The sequence below is a fragment of the Brevundimonas sp. genome, from assembly GCF_035999125.1.
In the GTDB taxonomy this organism is placed as follows: domain Bacteria; phylum Pseudomonadota; class Alphaproteobacteria; order Caulobacterales; family Caulobacteraceae; genus Brevundimonas.
On record NZ_DASYGX010000014.1, the window covers coordinates 30,520 to 51,172 of the forward strand.

The 20,653-nt window shown below is 67.6% G+C and carries 18 protein-coding genes; 12 read left to right on the forward strand and 6 right to left on the reverse strand.

Annotated elements, in window-relative coordinates:
- Positions 1 to 16: 16 nt before the first annotated feature.
- The 6 genes from VGN45_RS12625 to VGN45_RS12650 all read right to left on the reverse strand — a co-directional run bounded on the left by VGN45_RS12625 (position 17) and on the right by VGN45_RS12650 (position 7,392).
- Positions 17 to 244: a hypothetical protein gene (locus VGN45_RS12625; RefSeq protein ID WP_327463009.1), complete on the reverse strand. Its 228-nt coding sequence runs from the start codon at positions 242 to 244 to the stop codon at positions 17 to 19.
- Between the two features lie 126 nt (positions 245 to 370).
- Positions 371 to 1,609, reverse strand: coding sequence for a hypothetical protein (locus tag VGN45_RS12630; RefSeq protein WP_327463011.1), 1,239 nt, complete (start codon positions 1,607 to 1,609; stop codon positions 371 to 373).
- On the reverse strand, positions 1,609 to 3,819 hold the full coding sequence (locus VGN45_RS12635) for a GumC family protein (protein WP_327463013.1): 2,211 nt from the start codon (positions 3,817 to 3,819) through the stop codon (positions 1,609 to 1,611). The genes VGN45_RS12630 and VGN45_RS12635 overlap by 1 nt, the downstream gene beginning before the upstream one ends.
- 122 nt (positions 3,820 to 3,941) lie before the next feature.
- Entirely contained in the window at positions 3,942 to 5,849 is a 1,908-nt protein-coding gene (locus tag VGN45_RS12640) for a polysaccharide biosynthesis protein (RefSeq protein WP_327463015.1), read from the reverse strand.
- 93 nt (positions 5,850 to 5,942) lie between these two features.
- A complete protein-coding gene (locus tag VGN45_RS12645) occupies positions 5,943 to 6,836 on the reverse strand; it encodes an NAD-dependent epimerase/dehydratase family protein (protein WP_327463017.1) in 894 nt (297 codons plus the stop codon).
- Complete coding sequence (locus VGN45_RS12650; RefSeq protein WP_327463019.1) at positions 6,817 to 7,392, reverse strand: sugar transferase; 576 nt, start codon at positions 7,390 to 7,392, stop codon at positions 6,817 to 6,819. The genes VGN45_RS12645 and VGN45_RS12650 overlap by 20 nt, the downstream gene beginning before the upstream one ends.
- A 217-nt stretch (positions 7,393 to 7,609) precedes the next feature.
- On the opposite strand from VGN45_RS12650, the gene VGN45_RS12655 reads away from it, so the two are divergent.
- The 12 genes from VGN45_RS12655 to wbjC all read left to right on the forward strand — a co-directional run bounded on the left by VGN45_RS12655 (position 7,610) and on the right by wbjC (position 20,651).
- Positions 7,610 to 8,917 (forward strand): nucleotide sugar dehydrogenase, encoded by a 1,308-nt coding sequence (locus VGN45_RS12655; protein ID WP_327463021.1) that lies wholly within the window; start codon positions 7,610 to 7,612, stop codon positions 8,915 to 8,917.
- Between the two features lie 5 nt (positions 8,918 to 8,922).
- Positions 8,923 to 9,981: a Gfo/Idh/MocA family oxidoreductase gene (locus tag VGN45_RS12660; protein ID WP_327463023.1), complete on the forward strand. Its 1,059-nt coding sequence runs from the start codon at positions 8,923 to 8,925 to the stop codon at positions 9,979 to 9,981.
- A 3-nt stretch (positions 9,982 to 9,984) separates the two neighbouring features.
- Positions 9,985 to 10,677, forward strand: a complete 693-nt coding sequence (locus VGN45_RS12665) for a formyltransferase family protein (RefSeq protein WP_327463025.1) — start codon at positions 9,985 to 9,987, stop codon at positions 10,675 to 10,677.
- Positions 10,674 to 12,080 (forward strand): lipopolysaccharide biosynthesis protein, encoded by a 1,407-nt coding sequence (locus tag VGN45_RS12670; protein ID WP_327463027.1) that lies wholly within the window; start codon positions 10,674 to 10,676, stop codon positions 12,078 to 12,080. Before VGN45_RS12665 ends, VGN45_RS12670 begins: the two co-directional genes overlap by 4 nt.
- An 11-nt stretch (positions 12,081 to 12,091) precedes the next feature.
- A complete protein-coding gene (locus VGN45_RS12675; protein WP_327463029.1) occupies positions 12,092 to 13,399 on the forward strand; it encodes a hypothetical protein in 1,308 nt (435 codons plus the stop codon).
- A gap of 46 nt (positions 13,400 to 13,445) precedes the next feature.
- A complete protein-coding gene (wecB, locus tag VGN45_RS12680) occupies positions 13,446 to 14,522 on the forward strand; it encodes a non-hydrolyzing UDP-N-acetylglucosamine 2-epimerase (RefSeq protein WP_327463031.1) in 1,077 nt (358 codons plus the stop codon).
- Positions 14,519 to 15,859, forward strand: a complete 1,341-nt coding sequence (locus tag VGN45_RS12685) for a glycosyltransferase (protein ID WP_327463033.1) — start codon at positions 14,519 to 14,521, stop codon at positions 15,857 to 15,859. The genes wecB and VGN45_RS12685 overlap by 4 nt, the downstream gene beginning before the upstream one ends.
- Before the next feature lie 69 nt (positions 15,860 to 15,928).
- On the forward strand, positions 15,929 to 17,083 hold the full coding sequence (locus VGN45_RS12690; protein ID WP_327463035.1) for an N-acetyl sugar amidotransferase: 1,155 nt from the start codon (positions 15,929 to 15,931) through the stop codon (positions 17,081 to 17,083).
- The gene (hisH, locus tag VGN45_RS12695; RefSeq protein ID WP_327463037.1) at positions 17,080 to 17,694 is read left to right on the forward strand and encodes an imidazole glycerol phosphate synthase subunit HisH; all 615 of its coding nucleotides are present in this window, start codon (positions 17,080 to 17,082) and stop codon (positions 17,692 to 17,694) included. Before VGN45_RS12690 ends, hisH begins: the two co-directional genes overlap by 4 nt.
- Before the next feature lies 1 nt (position 17,695).
- Positions 17,696 to 18,469 carry an AglZ/HisF2 family acetamidino modification protein gene (locus tag VGN45_RS12700; protein ID WP_327463039.1) on the forward strand — a complete coding sequence of 258 codons (774 nt, stop codon included), beginning with the start codon at positions 17,696 to 17,698 and terminating at the stop codon, positions 18,467 to 18,469.
- Positions 18,470 to 18,498: 29 nt separating this feature from the next.
- The gene (locus tag VGN45_RS12705) at positions 18,499 to 19,533 is read left to right on the forward strand and encodes a polysaccharide biosynthesis protein (RefSeq protein WP_327463042.1); all 1,035 of its coding nucleotides are present in this window, start codon (positions 18,499 to 18,501) and stop codon (positions 19,531 to 19,533) included.
- Positions 19,534 to 19,535: 2 nt separating this feature from the next.
- Positions 19,536 to 20,651: a UDP-2-acetamido-2,6-beta-L-arabino-hexul-4-ose reductase gene (gene wbjC, locus VGN45_RS12710; RefSeq protein WP_327463044.1), complete on the forward strand. Its 1,116-nt coding sequence runs from the start codon at positions 19,536 to 19,538 to the stop codon at positions 20,649 to 20,651.
- The last annotated feature ends 2 nt before the right edge of the window (positions 20,652 to 20,653 follow it).

Here is a 20,653-nt window from a genome sequence, read left to right on the forward strand (position 1 = left end):
CAGGCGCCGGAATGCGTCAGTTGCTGTCCGAGTCGTCGTCGGTGGCGACGACGATGGCGGTGGCCAGCACGGCGCCGCCGATCAGCAGGACGGCCAGCGGGATGCCGGCGAACTCGTTGGAGGCGTCGGCCGAGGCGCCGACGCGGTCACCCACGCGGGCGACGGCGGTGTTGGAGCCGGCGGCGGCGGCTTGGCCGGCGACGAGCAGAAGGCCGACAGTGACGGCGGCGACGGTCTTGCGCATGAGTATCCCCTCAGGTTTGAACCGGCGCCGCCTGAATGCGCGACGCTCGCCCGCCTCATACCCTCTCTTTCCCGCATTGCAAGAACAATCGGCCTGCACGGGCCGACTGCGTCATCGGCAACTGCCTCAGTTTCCTGTAGTTTTTGCCGTGACCGGAACAAGCGCGAAGGTGTCGAACCAGGCTACGACGGCGCTGCGACGCGCGCCCCTGCGGGTCTTCAGCTCCAACCACTGGGTGGAGCAGTTCGCGGCGGGGACGGTGAATTCCGCTCGTCCGTCGGCCCAGTCCGACTGATCCTGCGCCGCGGTGGGCGACCAGGCCGCGATGACCGCGTTCGTCTCCAGGCAGCGAATCGACCAGGAAAACCGCGGATCGCGTCCCCCCGCCTCGAATCGGAAGCGCCCGTCCAGCCGGTAAGGTCCGGGATCCAGCAGCAGAACTTGGCTCACCACGGTGCGCGTCGAGAATCCGTCCGTCTCCAGGAACAGGGCCTTGCCCTGGGATTCCGGACCGGCCGAGATCTCCGCATGGACGCCGGGGCCGGCCTCCAGGATCCAGTTGAACGGCGTGGGTCCGGCCCGCCCTTCGAAGCCGCCGTCGTGCAGCGTCGCCGGGGGAGGGCGGCGCAGGCGGCGGCGGAGTTCGCGCAGCCCGGGCAGGCGGCCCTGGCGCAGCCATTCGCCGTAGACGGTCTGAAGTTCGCCGTCGTTGAGCGGCCCGTCCGTCCGCTGCAGGCCCAGCGCGAGGGTCGCCTGCACCTGAGCGGCCTGCGGTCCCGTCCGCAGCGATTCCAGATAGGCCGGCCGCCAATTCGGCCAAGGCGCCAGCCGAGCGATCAGATGCGGCGCGGCGCGGGGATCCTCGGCGACCGCGACGGTGAACAGTTGGAAAATGCGGGGATGGACGTCTTCACGACGGCGCGCCAGGGCGTCGGCGTGTCCGAAGGCGCCGGCATAGTCGCCCTGCTCAAGTCGGCGCCGGATCAGCCAGGCGTGAGAGGGGTCGTCCCGCAGACTCCAGTTGCCGGCCAAGGTCAACAGCTCGTCGGCCGCGTCGGGATCGGTGCGCGCGACCGCCAGGCCCAGCACGCGGAGGGCCCGGACGTCGAAGGGGGCGGCGCGCAACGCCATGCCCGCCAGGTCGCGGGCCGCGTCCACGCGCCCCGCCACCATCTCGGCCTCCGCCGCCCGGCTCAGCACCTGTCCGGATGACGGCGCCACCCGGATCGCGGTCTCCACCGGCGACCTCTGGACCAGCAGGCCGACGACCATCTGCCAGCCCAGCCAGATCAGCAGGACCGTCAGCACATGAGGCGCCCACGCCCGCAGCCCGCCGCCGGTCCGGCCGACCGCCCGAGGCTGCATCAGCCGGCCCCGCCCTTCGACCGCCGCGCGGGACCGTCGCCGTACGAGTAGTCGTACGCGTAGTCATAGCCGCCGTACTGGGTCGACTTGACGTTGAACTTGGTCATGACGAGGCCCAGGAGCCTTCCGCCGCCCATCGTCAAGCGACGCAGCGCGCCGCGCGCCTGGGCCCGGCGCGTGCCGCGGGACTCGAGCACGAAGACGCTGCCGGAACAGGCCGAGGCCAGCAGGGGCGCGTCGGCGAAGCCCAAAACCGGCGGCCCGTCGATCACGACGTGATCGAACGACTCCTGCATCTGACCCAGAAGGGTCCGAAGCCTGTCGCCGCCCCACAGCTCGGCGGGGTTGGGCGGCAGGGGGCCCGAGGTGACGATCCCCAGGTTCGGCTCCCGCGTCGATTGGACCGCGTCGCCAAGAACCGCGGCGCCCGACAGCAGGTTGCTCATGCCCACGGCGTTCTCCACGCCCACGATGCGGTGCATCGACGGGTTGCGCAGATCCCCGTCGATCAGAAGCACTCGCTTGCCGATCCGCGCCAGCGTCAGCGCCGTCGCATAGGCCGTCGTGGACTTGCCTTCCGCCGGTCGCGCGCTGGTCACCAGCAGGGTGGGGGGCACCCCCATGGGCGTCGAGAACTGAAGGGCCGTCCGCAGCGAGTAATAGGCCTCGGAGAAGGCCGACCGGATGTCGGCCAGCGCCTCCAGCGGAGTCTGGTCGCGCGCCAGCAAGGGGACGACGCCCAACACCGGCACGGCCAGCTTGGTCTCCGCGTCGTCCGGAGTCGCCAGGGTCTCGTCCAGGGCCTCCAGGACGAAGGCGGCGAGCGCGCCCAGGCCAAGACCCAGCAGGGCCGCCAGCATCAGGTTGACCATGAGATTGGGCTTGGACGGGGCCGTGGGCACCTGAGCCTGATCGACGATCGAGATGTTGTTGGACGCCACGGTGCCGGTGATGCTCACCTCCTTGTAACGCTCCAGAAGGGCGTCGTAGCTGGCGCGGCTCGTGTCCAGTTCGCGTTGGAGAATGTTGTAGTCGACGCTGCGGTCGCGCAGGTCCAGCACCTCGCCCTTGAGTGCGTCGACCTGCGCCTGAAGCGCGCGCTCGTTGTTGGCGGCGACCACATACTGTCCCTGGATCGAGGCCAGGATCCCGCGGCCGATCTCGGCGATCTGCGCATCCAGTTCCTCGATCTGGCCGCGCAGCTGAATCTGGCCGGGCCAGTCCTCGCGATAGATGCGGGCCTGCTGCTGATATTGAGCGTCCAACTGGGCGCGCTGCTCCGTCAGGCGCTGGATGGCCGGGTTCTGCAACACCTCCGGCTGGCTCAGCAGCGGCGCCGAGCGCGCCTGGCGCCACCGCTGCTCAGCCGCGATCCGGGCCGCCCTGGCGTTGGCCAGCGAAGCGTTCAGCGCAGACAGATTGGTTCCGGCCAGCGACTGCGTCTGGCCGACGCCGTCGGGCCCCGGTTCGGACAGATTCACGATGCCCTGAGCGCTGGCATAGTCGACCAGCGCGCGCTCCGTTTCCTCCAGCTTCGCCTTGGTCTGCGCGATCTGCTCTTCCAGGAATTCCCGTGCGAATGACGAGGATTCGAACCGGCGGTCGAGGTTCGCCTGGATGAAGTTCTCGGCATAGGCGTTGGCCACTCGCGCGGACAGGGCGGGGACGGGGCTGTCGAAATTGATCTCCACCAGCCGTGATCCCCGGACGGGCGCGACCGAGAAGTTCGCCAAAACCAGTCCGATCACCATCTCGCGGCGGACGCGGCTGTATTCCGCGGCCGTACGGTCTCCGCGCGCCGGCGGCGTGGCGCCCATCTGCTCCATGAAGGCGTCGGACGCGGCCAAGCCCAGGCTGTCGACCACACGCTCGGCCAGCGAGCGGCTGCGCAGCAAGCCGTATTGCGTCTGGAAGAACTCCTCGCCGAAGGCCTGCGACTCTCGCGGCTGCACGTCATCGACGTTCAGCACGCGGGCGCTCTCCCGATCGATCTGCAGCGTCGCCTTGGCGCTGTAGATCGGCGTCATCAGCAGGGTGACCGCCACGCTCGCCAAGATGCAGGCCACGAAGGCGCCCAGGATCACCCAGCGGTGCTTGACCGCCATGCGCCAGTACTCGGCGACGTCGAACGACGCGGCCGGGGCGAAGCGCTGACCGGCCTCACCCTGCAGGGCGAGGTCCCGTTTCCCGGTCAAGATCTCGTCAGTCATAGGTCGTCCACTGATGCCCAGGCGTCGGCCGACGCCTGCAATTCGTTCCGGCGAATAGCCGATAGTTCGCGTCTCTGCGACCCGTCAGGGGCGAAATCTCGATGGGCGCGCCGCATGGGGCGTCAAGAGGCGCCCCTCAGGGTGCGGACGTTGTCCGTCCGGGGGGTCCGCAGCTTGTCGAGCAGCTTGAACAGCAGATCCCGCGCGCCGTCGTCGTCGCCGTTGCGCGCGACGGTTTCCAGACGCCGGATTTCGGCTTCCGACAGACCGACGCCGGCGTTGTCGTCCACGACCTCCAGCACCCCGGGATCGCATTGCCGGGCCGTCTCGGTGACGTCGAACAGGGCCTCGGTCATCTTCTCGCCGGGACGCAGACCCGTGACACGGATCTCGACGTCGACGCCGGGTATCTTGCCGTTCAGCTCTATGAGGCGGTGCGCCAGATCGATGATCTTGACCGGTTTGCCCATGTCGAGGACCAGCACGCCCTCGACCTGATCGAACGCCGATTTGGCGGTGGCGTGGAGCACCAGCTGCACGGCCTCCGGAATGGTCATGAAGAAGCGTTCGATGTCCGGATGGGTCAGCGTCACCGGCCCCCCACGCGCGATCTGGTCCAGGAAGGTCGGAACGACCGATCCGGCGGAGCCCAGGACGTTGCCGAACCTCACGACGTTGAACCTCGGGCCGTCGGCGCGCCGACGCTGGCAGACGGTCCGTTCCGCCAGGCGCTTGGTCGCGCCCATGACGTTCGGCGGATCGACGGCCTTGTCCGTGGAGATGAAGACGAAATTCCGCACGCCGGCCGCCACGGCCGCGTCGGCCACGTTGGCGCTGCCGATGACGTTGGTCAGCACGCTGTCGGCCGGATGCGCCTCCATCAGCGGGACATGCTTCAGGGCGGCGGCGTGGAACACGATCTCGGGCCGCTCTTCCGCCATGAAGGCTCGGATGCGGGCCGCGTCGCGGACGTCGCAGAGGCGCGCCGAGCGCGACAGGGTGCTGTAGGTGGCGCCGATCTCCTGCTCGATGGAGAACAACGAGAACTCCGAATGGTCCACCAGCGCCAGATGCGCGCACGACAGGGATGCGACCTGTCGGGCGATCTCTGACCCGATGCTGCCGCCGGCGCCGGTGACCAGCACGCGCTTGCCTGTGATCAGCCGCCGGACACGATCGTGATCAAGGTGCACGGGCGGCCGCGCCAGCAATTCGTTGAAGTCGATCTCGCGCAGCGAGAGGCCGCCCAGCGGCGTGTCGAGCGACGACAGCCGGTTCATTCGCAGCAGCGTCACGCCCGCGCCGCGCAGCCGGGCCAGCAGGTCTCCCTCAAGGTCGGCGGGAACCACGGTGTCGTCCAGGAAGACGACGGCGCGTTCGCCGCCGTCGCCCGCGAACTCCGTCAGAATGCGGTCGGCGTCGCCCAGTGCGCCCAGCACCCTGACGCCACGAACCTCATGACGAACGTCGGCTTCGGACGCGGTCAGCAGACCGGTCGCCCGATATCGCGACGCGGGATCCCTGGCCAGTTCGCGCAGGAAGGAGTCAGCGGAGTCCAGGCCGCCGACCAGCAGCACAGGAACGGCCGTCGCCCCCGATCTGCCCGTGAAGGGGGCGAGGACCGCGGACAGAGTGTTCTCGTGCGCGGCGCGCCGGACCATCAGGAAAGCTCCGAACAGACCGATGTCCAGAACCCATGTCAGGAACAGCGCCGATCGAGGAAGCGCCTGACCGCGGTCGAGCACGAAGACGGCCAGCAGCAGAACCAGCGCGATCACCGTCGACGCCCTGATCATCACCAGCATGTCGGTCAGCGAGGTGAAACGCCACGATTTCCTCCAGCTGCGGGTCACCAGGTCGTAGCCGAGGCCGGTGAGGGCGAACACGCCCAGGTAGGGCCAGATGGCCTCGACCGACCTCAGCAAAGCGATCGGCGCGATGTCGTCGAAGGAGGCCAGGCTGAACGCCAGCGTCAACGCCGCGACGCGCATCAGGGCCCGGACTCCCAGTTTTCCCGTTCTCAACAGCATCTTGGGTTCCCAGCTCCGGCCGTCCTACGTGGCGCGGGGACCACAGGCAAGAAGTCTCAGCCCCGACGCGAGCGCCCTTCGCACATGCAGCGCTCAGTCTTGTGACGGTCTTGCGGCATCGTTCGGGCCGTCCTTCCGGGGCAGGGCGGCGTCGATCGCTTCACGTGGGGACGTCGCCGGTTCCCAATTCCAGTCGCGCCAGTGCGCGCGATCGACCGTCATCGGTTCGAACAGACTGTCGTACAGTTCGCCGCGACCGAGGACGGTCAGCAGCGGGCGCATCAGCGGCCCGGGCGCGGGCAGCAGCCGCGCCGGCCGCCCGAGGGTTTCGCCGATGAGCCGGCACAGGGTCCGGGCGTCCAGGTCGTCGGCATCGGCGGGGATCAGCGTCCCCGACCGGTCGCACAGGGCGGCCGTGACCAGGGCGGACGCCAGGTTTTCCACGCCGCAGAAACTGCGCGGCGCGACGGCTCCGGCGAGCGGCAAGGGCAGGCCGCGCGCGACGGCGGCGCTGAGAGGTCCGAAACCGGCGCCCGGTTCGCCGTACACCATGGGCGCCCGCACCACGGCCCAGCCGGTGCCGCCGCCCGTCAGAGCCTTCGCAAGAGCCGTCTCTCCGTCTGCGCGTGATCGCGCATAGGGCCCCTTGGGTCGCAGTCCGGAGTCGGGATCGATGGGGTCGGGCGACGACCGCCCGTGCACGGAAATGGAACCGAGAAGGACGAACCGTTCCGCGCCCGCCCGGCGCGCCGCGGAGGCGCAGCGGGCCACCGCCTCGACGTTGGCCGCGCGCAGGTTCGCCTCGGAGAAGAGCGAACCGGCGAGCCCGTGCAGGAACAGAACCCGGTCCCCGGCCTCGACGTGCGGGTCGTCGACGCCGGTCGATCGGAGCTTCAGTCCACGCCGCTCGGCTTCCGCCTCGACCGCCGGCCCGACGAATCCGTCGCCCCCGATCAGGACAAGAGAGTCAGCGCCCGCCGAGCGCATCGCCCTGGCCCCTTCCGACCACCGTCAGCAGAACGCAGCGCACATAGGCGACCAGATTGGGGCTCGCTGCATACTCCCGATCGGTCTGCGCCAGCAGGTCGGGCGTCGACATGTCGATGTCGCGGATCTGGGCGGGTCCGGTGATGCCCGGGCGGACGTCGAACACGCCCTCGCGCCGGCGGGCCTCCGTCAGCTCCACGTGATGCGGCAGCCCTGGTCGCGGGCCGACCAGGCTCATGTCGCCGATCAACACGTTCCAGAGCTGGGGCAGTTCGTCCAGCTTGAATCGGCGCAGCTTCACGCCAAGCGGGGTCACGTAGCTGGTCGAGACCTCGTGGCTGGCCGAATTGGGGGTGCCCACCGCCATGGTCCGCAGCTTGTAGAGGGTGAAGACCCGCTCGTTCCGGCCCAGCCGCGCCTGTTTGAACAGCGCGGGCCCCGGCGAGCCCGCCCGCACCGCCAGGCCCAGGATCAGCACCACGGGCAGTGCCACCAGTCCGCCGAACAGCCCCGCGCAGACGTCGATCAGGCGCAACAACGCGGACTGAAATTTCATTCTGGCCCCCTCATCCCGGCCACCCGGCGCGGCGCGGGCCTCCCTACCGGAGGCCGGGCGATCGTCCAAGAGCTTCGACTGAGATCAAAGCGTCATGAATCGGCAATGCTTTGGGGGTTTGTGACAGCCCGGAAATTGCGTAAAGGCGCCCCCCGGGGGAGGTCCGGCCGCCGTCGGCCGCGGACGCGACGCCCCATGAATTCAAGGGCTCGACGCCATGTCACTTCGCGAAACCCTCGTTCGACGCCTGAACGACCGCACCGCCGTGATCGGCATCGTCGGACTCGGCTACGTCGGACTGCCGCTCGCCATCCGGTTCTCGCAGATGGGCTATCGGGTGCTGGGGCTGGACATCGCGCCCGACAAGGTCGACGCCCTGAACCGGGGTGAAAGCTACATCGAGCACATCGCCGCGGCCGACGTCGCGGCGATGCGCTCGACGGGGTTCGAGGCCACGGTCGACTTCTCGCGAACGCCTGAGGCGGACGCTCTGATCCTTTGCGTGCCGACCCCGCTGAACAAGTACCGCGAGCCGGACCTCAGCTTCGTTCTGGACACGGTCGACAGCCTGACGCCGCACATGCGCGAAGGCCAGGTCATGTCCCTCGAAAGCACGACCTATCCCGGCACCACCGACGAGGAGCTGATGCCGCGCCTGGAGGCCGTCGGCCTGAAGGTCGGAGAGACGACCTTCCTGGTCTATTCGCCGGAGCGCGAGGATCCGGGCAATCCGAACTTCACCACCAACACCATTCCCAAGGTCTGCGGCGGCGTCACGCCCGCCTGTCTGGAGGTCGGCCTTGCGCTCTACGGCCAGGTCATCGACCGCGTCGTCCCGGTCAGCTCCACGCGGGCGGCCGAACTGACCAAGCTGCTCGAGAACATCCACCGGGCGGTCAACATCGGTCTGGTCAACGAGATGAAGATCGTCGCCGACCGCATGGGCATCGACATCCACGAGGTGATCGGCGCCGCCGCCACCAAGCCGTTCGGCTTCGTGCCCTACTGGCCCGGCCCGGGACTGGGTGGACACTGCATCCCGATCGATCCGTTCTACCTGACCTGGAAGGCCCGCGAATATGGCCTGCACACCCGCTTCATCGAACTGGCGGGGGAGGTGAACTCGGCCATGCCGGACTACGTCGTGGCCAAGCTGACCAACGCTCTGAACGAGCGTCTGAAGCCGGTGCGCGGCAGCCGGATCCTGGTTCTGGGCATCGCGTACAAGAAAAACGTCGACGACATGCGCGAAAGCCCGTCGGTCATCCTGATGGAAAAGCTGCGCGATCTCGGCGCCCATGTCGACTACAGCGACCCGCACGTTCCCGTCTTCCCGAAGATGCGCGAACACAGCTTCGATCTCAGCAGCGTGGACCTGACTCCGGAAAGCCTGGCCTCCTACGACTGCGTCCTGCTGGCGACCGACCATGCCCGTTTCGACTATGACTTGATCCGGGCGCACTCGGCCTTGATCGTGGACTCCCGCGGCAAGTTCGCCGCCGGCGACGCCGTGGTGAAGGCCTGAACCCGATGACCCCACGCCCCAACGTCAAGGACCGCAAGGTCCGCTTCGCCCTGGTCGGCTGCGGACGGATCTCCAAGAGCCACCTCGACGCCCTGACCAAACACGCCGACTCCTGCGAACTGGTCGACGTCTGCGACATCGATCCTGAAGCCGCGCGCGTCGCCGCCGAAGCGACCGGCGCCGCCGCGCACACCTCGCTGACCGACATGTTGGCGACGACCACGGCGGACGCGGTGATCCTGACCACGCCCAGCGGGTTGCATCCGTCGCAGGCCATCCAGGTGGCCCGGGCGGGCATCCACGTCGTGTCGGAAAAGCCGATGGCCACGCGCTACGCCGACGGCCTTGAGATGGTGCGCGCCTGCGACGAGGCCGGCGTGCGGCTGTTCGTGGTCAAGCAGAACCGTCGAAACGCCACGCTCCAGCTGCTGAAGCGGGCGATGGAGCAACGCCGGTTCGGGCGCATCCACATGGTCACGCTGAACGTCTTCTGGACCCGACCGCAGGATTACTACGACGCCGCCAAGTGGCGGGGCACCTGGGAATGGGACGGCGGGGCCCTCATGAACCAGGCCAGCCACTACGTCGATCTGCTGGACTGGCTGGTGGGGCCGTTGGACAGCGTCCAGGCTTACACCGCCACGCTGGAGCGGCGGATACAGGCCGAGGACACCGCCGCGGTCGCCCTGCGCTGGCGCTCGGGCGCGCTGGGCTCGCTGAACGTCACCATGCTGACCTATCCTCGGAACCTGGAAGGCAGCATCACCATCCTGGGCGAGAAGGGAACCGTCCGCATCGGCGGGGTGGCCGTGAACGAAGTCCAGACCTGGGAATTCGCCGAGCCGCACGAGGATGACGCGAAGGTGGCGGAGGCCAGCTACGCCACGACGTCGGTCTATGGCTTCGGTCACCCGCTCTACTACGAGAACGTCATCGCCACTCTGAAGGGCGAGGCGGAGCCGGAGACGGACGGTCGTTCCGGCTTGCGGTCTCTGGAGACGCTGATCGCCATCTACCGTTCGGCCCGGGACGGCGCCCGCGTCGGCCTGCCGCTGGTGCTCTGACGCATGCGGCTTGGGCTCATCACCTATGACGCGCGGCATCTCAAGACCGAGCAGGTCGCCCTGGGGCTGGCGCTGAAGGGAACGGCGGAGCTGTCGTTCCACGCGCTGCCCTTCACGCCCCGGCCCGCCCGCAACATCCTGTTCGCCCATCGCCCCGACATGGAGGAGGGCGCGCACTCGCGCGACGTGGCGGCGGCGCTCGGCGCGCCCTGGACCGCCTGCGCCTCACCGGACGACATTCCCGCCGACGCGGCGGACCTGTTCCTGATCCTGGGCGCCGGCCTGTTGCCGGCCGGATTCGTGGCGGCCACCCGCGGTCGCGTGCTGAACTCGCATCCCGGCCTCATCCCCCTCGTCCGCGGGCTGGATGCGTTCAAGTGGGCCATCCTCGACGGCATGCCGATCGCCAACACCCTGCACTGGATCGACGAGGAGGCGGACGCCGGAGAGGTTCTGGCCATCCGCCGGACCCCCGTCTTCCTCACCGACACCCTGCAGCAGTTCGCCCGCCGCCATTACGAGAGCGAGATCGCCATGATGGTCGATTTCGAGGCCCTGCTGGCGGCGCCCCGACCGGTCCTGGGCGACGAGGTCCGTCCCGCTCGGATGCGCATGCCGGCGGAGAAGCAGGCGGAACTTGAGACCGCATTCGAGGCCTACAAGGCCCGCTTCGCGTGGGGCGGAGCCCCGTCGTGACCACTCCGGGGCCGGAGGCGTCGGATCGATCCGGCCGGCTCCGCCGACTGCTGGACCGGGTGACCCAGGCGGGCGTGGTGCGTTCCATCGGCGTCCTGGTCGGCGGCACCGCCCTGGCCCACGGCATCACGGCCGCCGCCATGCCGATCGCCACGCGCCTGTATTCACCGGCGGATTTCGCGGCGGCGGCGGCGTTCTCCAGCCTGATCGGAATCCTCGTCGTCGCTTCGTGCCTGCGCTTCGAAATGGCCATTCCCTTGCCCGAAGACGACGAGGAGGCGGCGAATCTTCTCGGCCTCAGCGTCGCGGCGGTGGTGGCGATCAGTCTGGCGGCGGGACTGGCGATCTTTCTGCTGCCGACCTCGGTTCTGGCCCTGCTGGGCCAGCCCGGACTGATCCCGCACATGTGGCTTCTGTCGCCCGCGCTCCTGATCGGCGGGCTCTATCTTGCGCTCCAGATGTGGTTTGTGAGGCGCAAGGCTTTCGGGCCCATCGCGCGCAGCCGCGTCATGCAGTCGGCGTCGGCCGCCGCCGGCCAGCTGGGCCTCGGCGCCGCGGGCGTCGCTCCGCTGGGGTTGCTGGTGGGCCAGATGCTCAACTACGGCGCCGGCGCCGCAACCCTGGGCGCCGGCCTGCTATGGCGCGAGCGGGGCCTCCTTCGGCGGATCAGTCTGGCCGGAATGGCCCGCGCCGCAGCGATTCACCACCGGTTTCCCCGCTATTCCGTGGGGGAGGCGCTGGCCAATGCGGCCTCCATCCACCTGCCCGTGCTGTTGATCGCCGCGCTCGCCGCGGGACCGGAGGCCGGCTATCTGACGCTCGCCGTCTTCCTGCTTCAGGCCCCGATGGCCCTCGTCGGTCAGGCCGTCGGCCAGGTCTATCTGTCAGATGCGCCCGAAGCGCACCGCGAGGGGCGGTTGGGCGCCTTCACCGGGGACATGCTCCAACGACTGGCGCGCCTTTCGGCGGCGCCGATCGCCTTTTTGGCCGGGGTGTCTCCCGCCGCCTTCGGCCTGGTGTTCGGTCAGGATTGGACTCGGTCCGGCGTGCTGGTCGCTTGGATGGCGCCGTGGTTCTTCTTCCAGTTCCTGGCCTCGCCGGTGTCGACGGCGCTGCACGTCGCCGGCCGGCAGCGGACGGCGCTGGCGCTTCAGGCGGCGGGCCTGGCGATCCGCGTCGGGGCGGTGATCGCGACCGCCGCCGCCGCACGGAATTGGACGGTCGAGGCCTATGCCGTGTCCGGCCTGGTCTTCTATGCCGTCTATCTCGCGGTCGTTCTGCACGTCGTGGGGGCCGACCGGGCGAAGTTGCTCCGTGTCGGGATCGAAGCGGCCGTCCTGGCCGTCGCAGGCGCCCTCCTGGCGCTGCCGGCGGCGATTGCCTTGTCGTGGTTCACCGCGTAGGTCACCCCGCAATGCTGACCAAGATGATCCTGTCGTTGTCCTACCTGTTCCTCGCGGGCGGCACGCTGTGGATGTTGCGCCCGTTTCGCAACGGCGCGCCGTTCTTCTGGTTCATCATCGCCCAGGGCGCGATGGCGCTGGGAACCTTCTCCCTCATCGACGTCGATTATGGCGGCCACCTCTTCTATTCGTTCCTGTTCTTCGTCGCACACATCGTCTTCTCCGTGGCCGCGATTTTCTATCTTCATAATTTCGGCGTCGTGCATGATGTGGCCGAGTTCGGGGCGAAGCCGGAGATCGAAGAACATCAGGACATCAAGCTGTTCACCGGCATGATGTTCGCATTTTGCCTTCTGATCACGGTCATTTATTATCAGTCTGTCGGCTACAACATAATCCTTCAACTTCTGATCGGTGGAGGAGTTGAGGATTACTCGACCGCTCGCGTGAACGCCTATTCCGGGGACGAGTATTTCGCACCCGGCTACGTCAACCAGTTCAAGAACGTCCTGTTGCCGATGACCGCCACGGCCATCGGCATCTGGATCTGGCGCGCCCGGAACCGCCCCTTGCTCTATGCCTATGCCGCCTTCGCCATTCCGGCCGTGTTCCTGGCCCTCGCCGGGACGGGTCAGCGCGGCTATCTATTCTACACGTCCGCCGCCCTGTTCACCGCCTATGTGCTGCATTCGACGGGACGCCGGGGCGTCGACATGGGCCGGGTGGCGCTTTATGGCGCGCCGATCGCCGCCGCCTTCGTGGCCATGACGGCGGTCTATTACGGCCGCGCCGACGCGGGCGCCTGGGTTCTGCTGCGCGACACCGTCATGCGCTTCACCACGATCCAGCAGGAAAGCGGACTGATCGGCTTCGACTACATCGCCACGCTGGATCCCGTCTGGTTCACGGACTGGGGCCGCGCGCTTTTGGGCGTTCTCCCCGGGTTCGACGGCAGCATGATCGCCCACGACGTCTACGCCATCATGTACGGGACGACGCGGGGCACGGCGCCGGTGTCGTCCATCGGCTCCGCCTACTACAACGCCCACGTTCTCGGCGTGGTGTTCCTGTTCGGTGCGCTGGGGCTGTTCTACGCCATGGCCTATCGCGCCTATCTGCGAGGGCCTCGCTCGATCCTGCGGTCGCTCAGTTACGGCTTCATGTTCCTGTACATGTCGCTCTATCTCATCGACACGCCGGTCTCTCTGATCGACAACGGCGTTCTGGCCGTCGCCTTGTTCCTGGTGATCGCCGGCGCCCTGCGCGCCCGCGGCGCCGATGCGGCGGCCAACGTGCCCGGTCGACGATCCCTTCGCTGACGTCCCCTCCCGCCATCGCCGATCCCAACAGACTGGAGCAGGTCGAGTGTCCATCCGCGTCATCACAGTCATCGGCGCCCGCCCCCAGTTCATCAAGGCGGCGGTGGTCTCCGCCGCGCTCGCGCGCCACGGCGGCTTCGAGGAGATCCTGGTCCACACCGGCCAGCACTACGACCGCAACATGTCCGACGTGTTCTTCGAAGAGCTCGGACTTCCGGCCCCGGCGCACAATCTCGCGGTCGGCGGCGGCACCCACGCCCAGAACACCGGCCGCGCCATGGAGGGCATCGAGTCCCTGATCCGCGAAACGAAGCCCGACTGGGTGATGGTCTACGGCGACACCGACAGCACCCTGGCCGGCGCGTTGGCCGCCGCCAAGGAACTCGTGCCCGTCGTGCACGTCGAGGCGGGCCTGCGGTCGTTCAACATGGCCATGCCGGAAGAGATCAACCGCATCCTGACCGACCGGATATCCTCGCTTCTTCTGGCGCCGTCCCAGCTGGCGATGACGCATCTGGAACGGGAAGGCACGCCGGCCGACCGCGTCCGCTTCACCGGCGACGTGATGTACGACGCCGTGCGGATCTTCAGCGGCATCGCGCTGGAGCGGTCCGACGTTCTGGCCGGGCTGGGTCTGGCGGCGAAGGGCTATGTGCTGGCCACCCTGCACCGCAAGGAGAACGTCGACGTTCCGGCTCGGCTCGAAGCCATCCTGCGCGGCTTCGGCCAGGCCGGCGTTCCGGTCCTTCTTCCGCTGCACCCCCGCACACGAATGCGGATCGCCGAAAGCGGCATGGACGTGCCGTCCAATCTGCGGGTGATCGATCCGGTGGGATACTTCGACATGCTGGTCCTGCAACGCCAGGCCCGGGCCATCGCCACCGACAGCGGCGGGGTGCAGAAGGAAGCCTTCTTCCACGGCGTGCCGGGCATCGTCCTGCGCGACGAGACGGAGTGGCCGGAACTGGTCGAACACGGTCACAACATCCTCGCGGGGGCCGACGCCGACCGGATCGCCGCCGCCATCGCCAACCCTGCCCAGGGTCAGGTGCCTGCCGACGTCTACGGCGACGGCCATGCCTCCGACCTGGTCGCCCGCGCCTTGGCGGAGGCCCGACCGTGACTTCTCCCGCCGCGGCGTCCATCGTGCTGCTGGTCCACTACTATCCGCCGATCAACAGCTCCGGCGCCAAGCGCATGGAGGCCCTGTCGAAATATGCGGCGCGGTGGGGGCGGCGCGTCACCGTCGTGGCCACCCGCAAGTCCTCGGCCGACGGCGTCTTCACCGAATCCGTCCCGGACGGCGTCGACCTGATCGAGATCGATGCGCTGGGGCGCGTGCGTCCGTCGGAACGACCTGTTGAGGTCGACGTGGACGCCCGATCGACTTCCCCCGGACTCGCCGGCCGCATCAAGACCTTCGTGCAGGATCTCCTGGGCCAGGTGCCCGATCCCCGCCTCCCTTTCGGCCTGGCCTTCGCCAGCCCTTGGTTGGACGAGCGGGTGAAGACGGCGTTGCGGTCGGCGGACGTGGTCGTCGGCACCACGCCCCCATGGCCGCCGTTGTTGGCCGCCGTCATCTGTCGCGGGCGTTTCGGCCTGCCGGCGGTGCTCGACTACCGCGACCCGCTGAGCAATTGCCATGAAATGCGCGGCGGACCGATCGCCAAGGCTCTGGAGCTGATCCTCGATCGCTGGCTGTTGAAGCGAGCCGACGCGGTCGTGGCGATCTCAGAGCCCATGAGCGACTATTACCGGACGCTCTATCCGACCGTTCACACCGTGATGAACGGCTATGACCCCGAGCGCCTGGACCAGGCCAAGGCTGCCGCGGCTTCCCGCGAGCCCGTCGAGAGCCGACCGCTCGTCATCCGTTATCTCGGCATCATCACGCCGGGACGTATCCCCAACGCCCTGCTCGCGGCCCTGCAGCGTCTGCATGACGAGGGCGTCGATCTCGCGACGCGGTTCCGCTTCGAATACTACGGCGAATGGCAGGGCATGGTGGAGCATCTCGACGCCCGCCACCCGGACCTGAAACCCATCTTCAGTTTCCACCCCTTCGTGCCCTACGCCCAGGCCTTGAATCTGATCGTCACCGCCGATCATGTCCTGTTCTGCGAAAATCAGGTTCCTCCCTTGCCGGGCCGGGAATCCAGCGCCTCGGGCATACTGACGACAAAGCTCTTCGAATACGTGGCGTCCGGGCGGCCTGTCCTGGCCGACATCGCTCCCGACACCACCGCCGGCTCCTTCATCGTGCGATCGTCGCCGGCTCATTTCGTCTCGACCGATCCCGACGCCCACTACCGTCATCTGAACTCCGCCGAATTCCGGGGCGCGGCCGCGGTCGAGCCCACGCCGTTCGTGCAGACCCTGTCCCGCGAAGCCCAGTCACGCGCCTACGTCGACCTGCTGGACAGGATCGTCTCAGGGCCGAAGCCGCCCCGCCCGTCGTGAAAACATCGCTTGGATGAAGCTGTTAGCGCCGCTATCAGGCTGTCGCCTCAATCTGGATGCCCGCACACCATGTCGACCGCGCCCCGTAACGATCGGCCGTATCAGATCTGCAGCAACTGCATCATGGACACCTCCGACTCGGGGATCGTGTTCGACGAGCGCGGCTGGTGCGACTACTGCAACAATTACCACTCGACCATCCTGCCGAACTGGCACACCGATGCGCGCGGCGAGCGCGAAATCATGGCCCAGATCGACAAGATCAAGGCCGACGGCAAGGGCAAGGACCACGACTGCCTGATCGGTCTGTCCGGCGGCGTCGACAGCTCCTACGTCGTCTATCTGGCCAAGGAAAAGTTCGGTCTGCGCCCTCTGCTCTACCACGTCGACGCGGGCTGGAACTCGCAGCAGGCGGTCAACAACATCGAGAAGCTGGTCGACGGCCTGGGGCTGGACCTTTTCACGGAGGTCGTCAACTGGCCCGAGATGCGCGACCTGCAGCTGGCCTATTTCAAGTCCGGCGTTCCGCACCTGGACACGCCGCAGGACCACGCCTTCTTCGCCGGCCTCTACAACTACGCGGCCCGTACGGGCTCAAAATACATCCTGACCGGCGCCAACTATTCCACCGAGTGCGTGCGCGAGCCGCTGGAGTGGCACTACCACGCCTCGGACCTGCGGAACCTGAAGGACATCCACGCCAAGCACGGCACGATCCCGCTGAAGTCCTTCCCTCAGTCGGACATCTTCACCTTCAAACTCTACTATCGCTACGTGAAGGGGGTTCAGGTGGTGAAGCCCCTGAACCACGTGCCCTACATCAAGGACGAGGCGATGGAGGAGCTGGTCCAGCGCTTCGGCTGGCAGAAGTACGCCCACAAGCACCACGAAAGCCGCTTCACGCGCTTTTATGAGGGATACTGGCTGCCCACGCGGTTCGGCTTCGACAAGCGCCGGGCGCACTTCTCCAGCCTGATCCTGACCGGCCAGCTGTCGCGCGAGGACGCCCTCAAGAAGATCGCCCAGCCGGCCTATCCGGTCGAGGAGATGAAGCAGGACTTCGAGTACATCGCCAACAAGCTGGGCATCACGGTCGAGGAGCTGGAGGGCTATCGCGACATGCCCCGCAAGACCTACCGCGACTACAAGAACGCGATGACCTTCATCGACGTCGGCACCTGGGGCATGCGGACCCTCGGCATGCAGCGGGCGATCATCCGGTGATCACCATCGTCGACTACGGTCTGGGCAACGTCGGCGCCTTCGCCAACACCTACAAGCGCATGGACATGCCCGTGCGCACGGCCCGGACCGCCGACGAACTGGCTTCCGCCGAGCGGATCGTCCTGCCGGGCGTGGGCGCCTTCGACGCCGCCATGGACCTGCTCGACGCGTCCGGCATGCGCGACACCCTGGAAGATCTGGTCGTCGACAAGAAGATCCCGGTCGTGGGCGTCTGCGTCGGCATGCAGATGCTGGCCGAGGGGTCGGACGAAGGTCTGCGTTCGGGCCTGGGCTGGATTCCGGGCCGGGTGCGGCACTTCTCGCATGCGCCCGCCAACGCCGACCTGCCGATGCCGCACATGGGATGGAACGACGTCCAGCCGATCGCCGGCGAAACCCTGTTCAAGGGCCTGGAAACCGACGCCCGCTTCTATTTCCTGCATTCCTTCTATTTCGAGCCGGCTGACCCCGCCGACGCCGTGGCCCACACCTCCTACGGGCTTCAGTTCGCCTGCGCCGTGCGCCGCGGCCATGTGCACGGCGTCCAGTTCCATCCGGAAAAGAGCCATCACTTCGGCTCCAACCTGCTGAAGAATTTCGCGGAAGTCTGAGATGCTCCGCCCCCGGATCATACCTTTCCTGCTCGTTCACCAGGGAGGCCTCGTGAAGACCGTCGGATTCAAGGATCCGAAGTACGTCGGCGACCCCATCAACACAGTGAAGATCTTCAACGAAAAGGAAGCCGACGAACTCTGCGTCGTCGACATGGACGCGTCGGTGAACGGGGTCGAGCCGGACTACAAGGCCATCGAACACATGGCCCTCGAATGCCGCATGCCCCTCTGCTACGGCGGCGGCGTCCGGACGGTCGATCAGGCCAAACGCATCATCGGCCTGGGCGTCGAGAAGGTGTCGATCAGCGCCGCCGCGGTGGAGCGCCCCGAACTGGTCTCCGAAATCGCCGGTGAGATCGGCCGTCAGTCCGTGGTCGTCGTCATCGACGCGAAGAAGAAGATGCTGGGGCGCGGCTGGGACGTGGTCACGCACAACGCCAAGCGCTCCGCGAAGCTGGACGCCGTCGAGTTCGCGGGCCAGGTCGCCGACCTGGGCGCCGGCGAGATCGTGATGAACTCGGTCGATCAGGACGGCCGGATGATGGGCTACGACCTCGATCTGGCCCGGAAGCTGCGCGAGCGGGTCAGGATTCCGATGACCATGCTGGGCGGCGCCGGCAAGCTGGAGCATCTGTCCGACCTGTTCGCCGCCTGCGGGGTGGTGGGCGCCGCCGCCGGCAGCCTGTTCGTCTTCAAGGGTCAGTACAGGGCCGTGCTGATCAACTATCCGAAACCCGCCGAGAAGGAGCCCCTGTTCGCCGCCGCCCGATGAGGACGGGTCGGGGAGGGGAAAGAGGGGCCATGTTCAAGGACAAGACGCTTCTGATCACGGGCGGCACGGGGTCGTTCGGCAACGCCGTGCTCCGCCGCTTCCTGCAGTCGGACATGGCCGAGATCCGCATCTTCTCGCGCGACGAGAAGAAGCAGGACGACATGCGCAAGGCCTATGCGCATCCGAAGCTGAAGTTCCACCTGGGCGACGTGCGCGACCGCACCAGCGTTCAGGCCGCCATGCACGGCGTCGACTACGTCTTCCACGCCGCGGCCCTGAAACAGGTGCCGTCCTGCGAATTCTATCCGATGCAGGCGGTGCAGACGAACGTGGTGGGCACCGAGAACGTGCTGAACGCCGCGCGCGCGGCCCAGGTGTCGCGCGTCATCTGTCTGTCTACGGACAAGGCCGTTTATCCCATCAACGCCATGGGCATTTCCAAGGCCATGATGGAGAAGGTCATGGTCGCCACCTCGCGCACCTTCGAGGGCACGGGGACGGTCGCCTGCGGCACGCGCTACGGGAACGTCATGGCCAGCCGGGGTTCGGTCATCCCCCTGTTCGTCGGCCAGATCTTGGCCGGCAAGCCCATCACCGTCACCGATCCGCAGATGACGCGGTTCATGATGACGCTGGACGACGCGGTCGAGCTGGTCCTGTTCGCCTTCGCCCACGGCAAGAACGGCGACATGTTCGTGCAGAAGTCGCCCGCCGCGACCATCGAAGTTCTGATCAAAGCGATTCTGGAGCTGATGGGCCGCCCAAACCACCCGGTGAAGACCATCGGCACCCGCCACGGCGAAAAGCTGTTCGAATCCTTGCTCGGGCGCGAGGAGCGGACCCAGGCCGAGGACATGGGCGACTATTTCCGCGTCCCGCCCGACGCCCGCGACCTGAACTACGACAAGTTCGTCGACGAGGGCGATCCCGGCGCGGCGGGCGGGGAGGAGTACAACAGCCACAACACCGAACGCCTGGACGTCGAGGGCATGAAGACCCTCCTTCTCAAGCTGAATTTCATGCGGCGGATCGTGGCGGGCGAGCCCGCCGTTCTGGAGGACTGACGATGACGGTCGTGGTCACGGGGGCCAGGGGCTTCATCGGCCAGAACCTGATGATCCGCCTGGCGGAGCGCGGCGTGGAGGCTCAGGGGTTCGACTTGGGCGACGACCCCGCGGCGATGCGAGCGGCCGTCGCGGCCGCAGGCGTCGTCTTTCATCTCGCCGGCGTGAACCGTCCTCAGACGGAAGACGAGTTCGAGACCGGCAATGCCGGGCTGACGGGTGAGGTGTGCCAGATCCTGGCCCAGGCCGGAAACCGCGCGCCCCTGATCATCACCTCCTCCACCCAGGCGGAGCGCGACAACGCCTACGGCCGGTCCAAGCTGGCGGCCGAACAGGCGGTGCTGGCGCACGGCGAGGCCACCGGCGCGCCCGTCCACGTCTTCCGCCTGACGAACGTCTTCGGCAAGTGGGCGCGGCCCAACTACAACTCCGCGGTCGCCACCTTCTGCCACAACGTGGCGAACGGGCTGCCGATCACGGTCAACGACCCGGCGGCCCCTCTGAAGCTGGTCTACGTCGACGACGTCTGCGACGCCTTCCTGCGGGTGCTGGAGGATCCGACGGGCGCCCATGGCGACCGTCCCGGCTTCGCGCATGCCGGTCCTGAGTACGACACGACGGTCGGCGCCGTCGCCGACGCCATCCGCGCTTTCCCCGAAAGCCGCTCCACCCTTGTCACGGACCGCGTGGGGACGGGCCTGGTCCGGGCCCTCTATTCGACCTATCTCAGCTATCTGAAGCCCGAGCAGTTCGCCTACGACGTGCCCCGGCACGGCGATCCCCGCGGCGTTTTCGTGGAGATGCTGAAGACGCCCGACTGCGGCCAGTTCAGCTATTTCACCGCCGGGCCGGGCGTCACGCGCGGCCAGCACTACCACCACACCAAGACCGAGAAATTCCTCGTCTTGACCGGCCGCGCCCGCTTCGGCTTCAGGCACATCGTCACGGGCGAGACCTTTCACCTCGAAACCGAGGGCGGGCAGGGACGGATCGTCGAGACCATCCCCGGCTGGACCCACGACATCACCAACGTCGGCGATCAGGAGATGGTCGTCATGCTGTGGGCCAACGAGATCTTCGACCGCGCCCGCCCCGACACCGTCGCGATGAAGGTCTGACG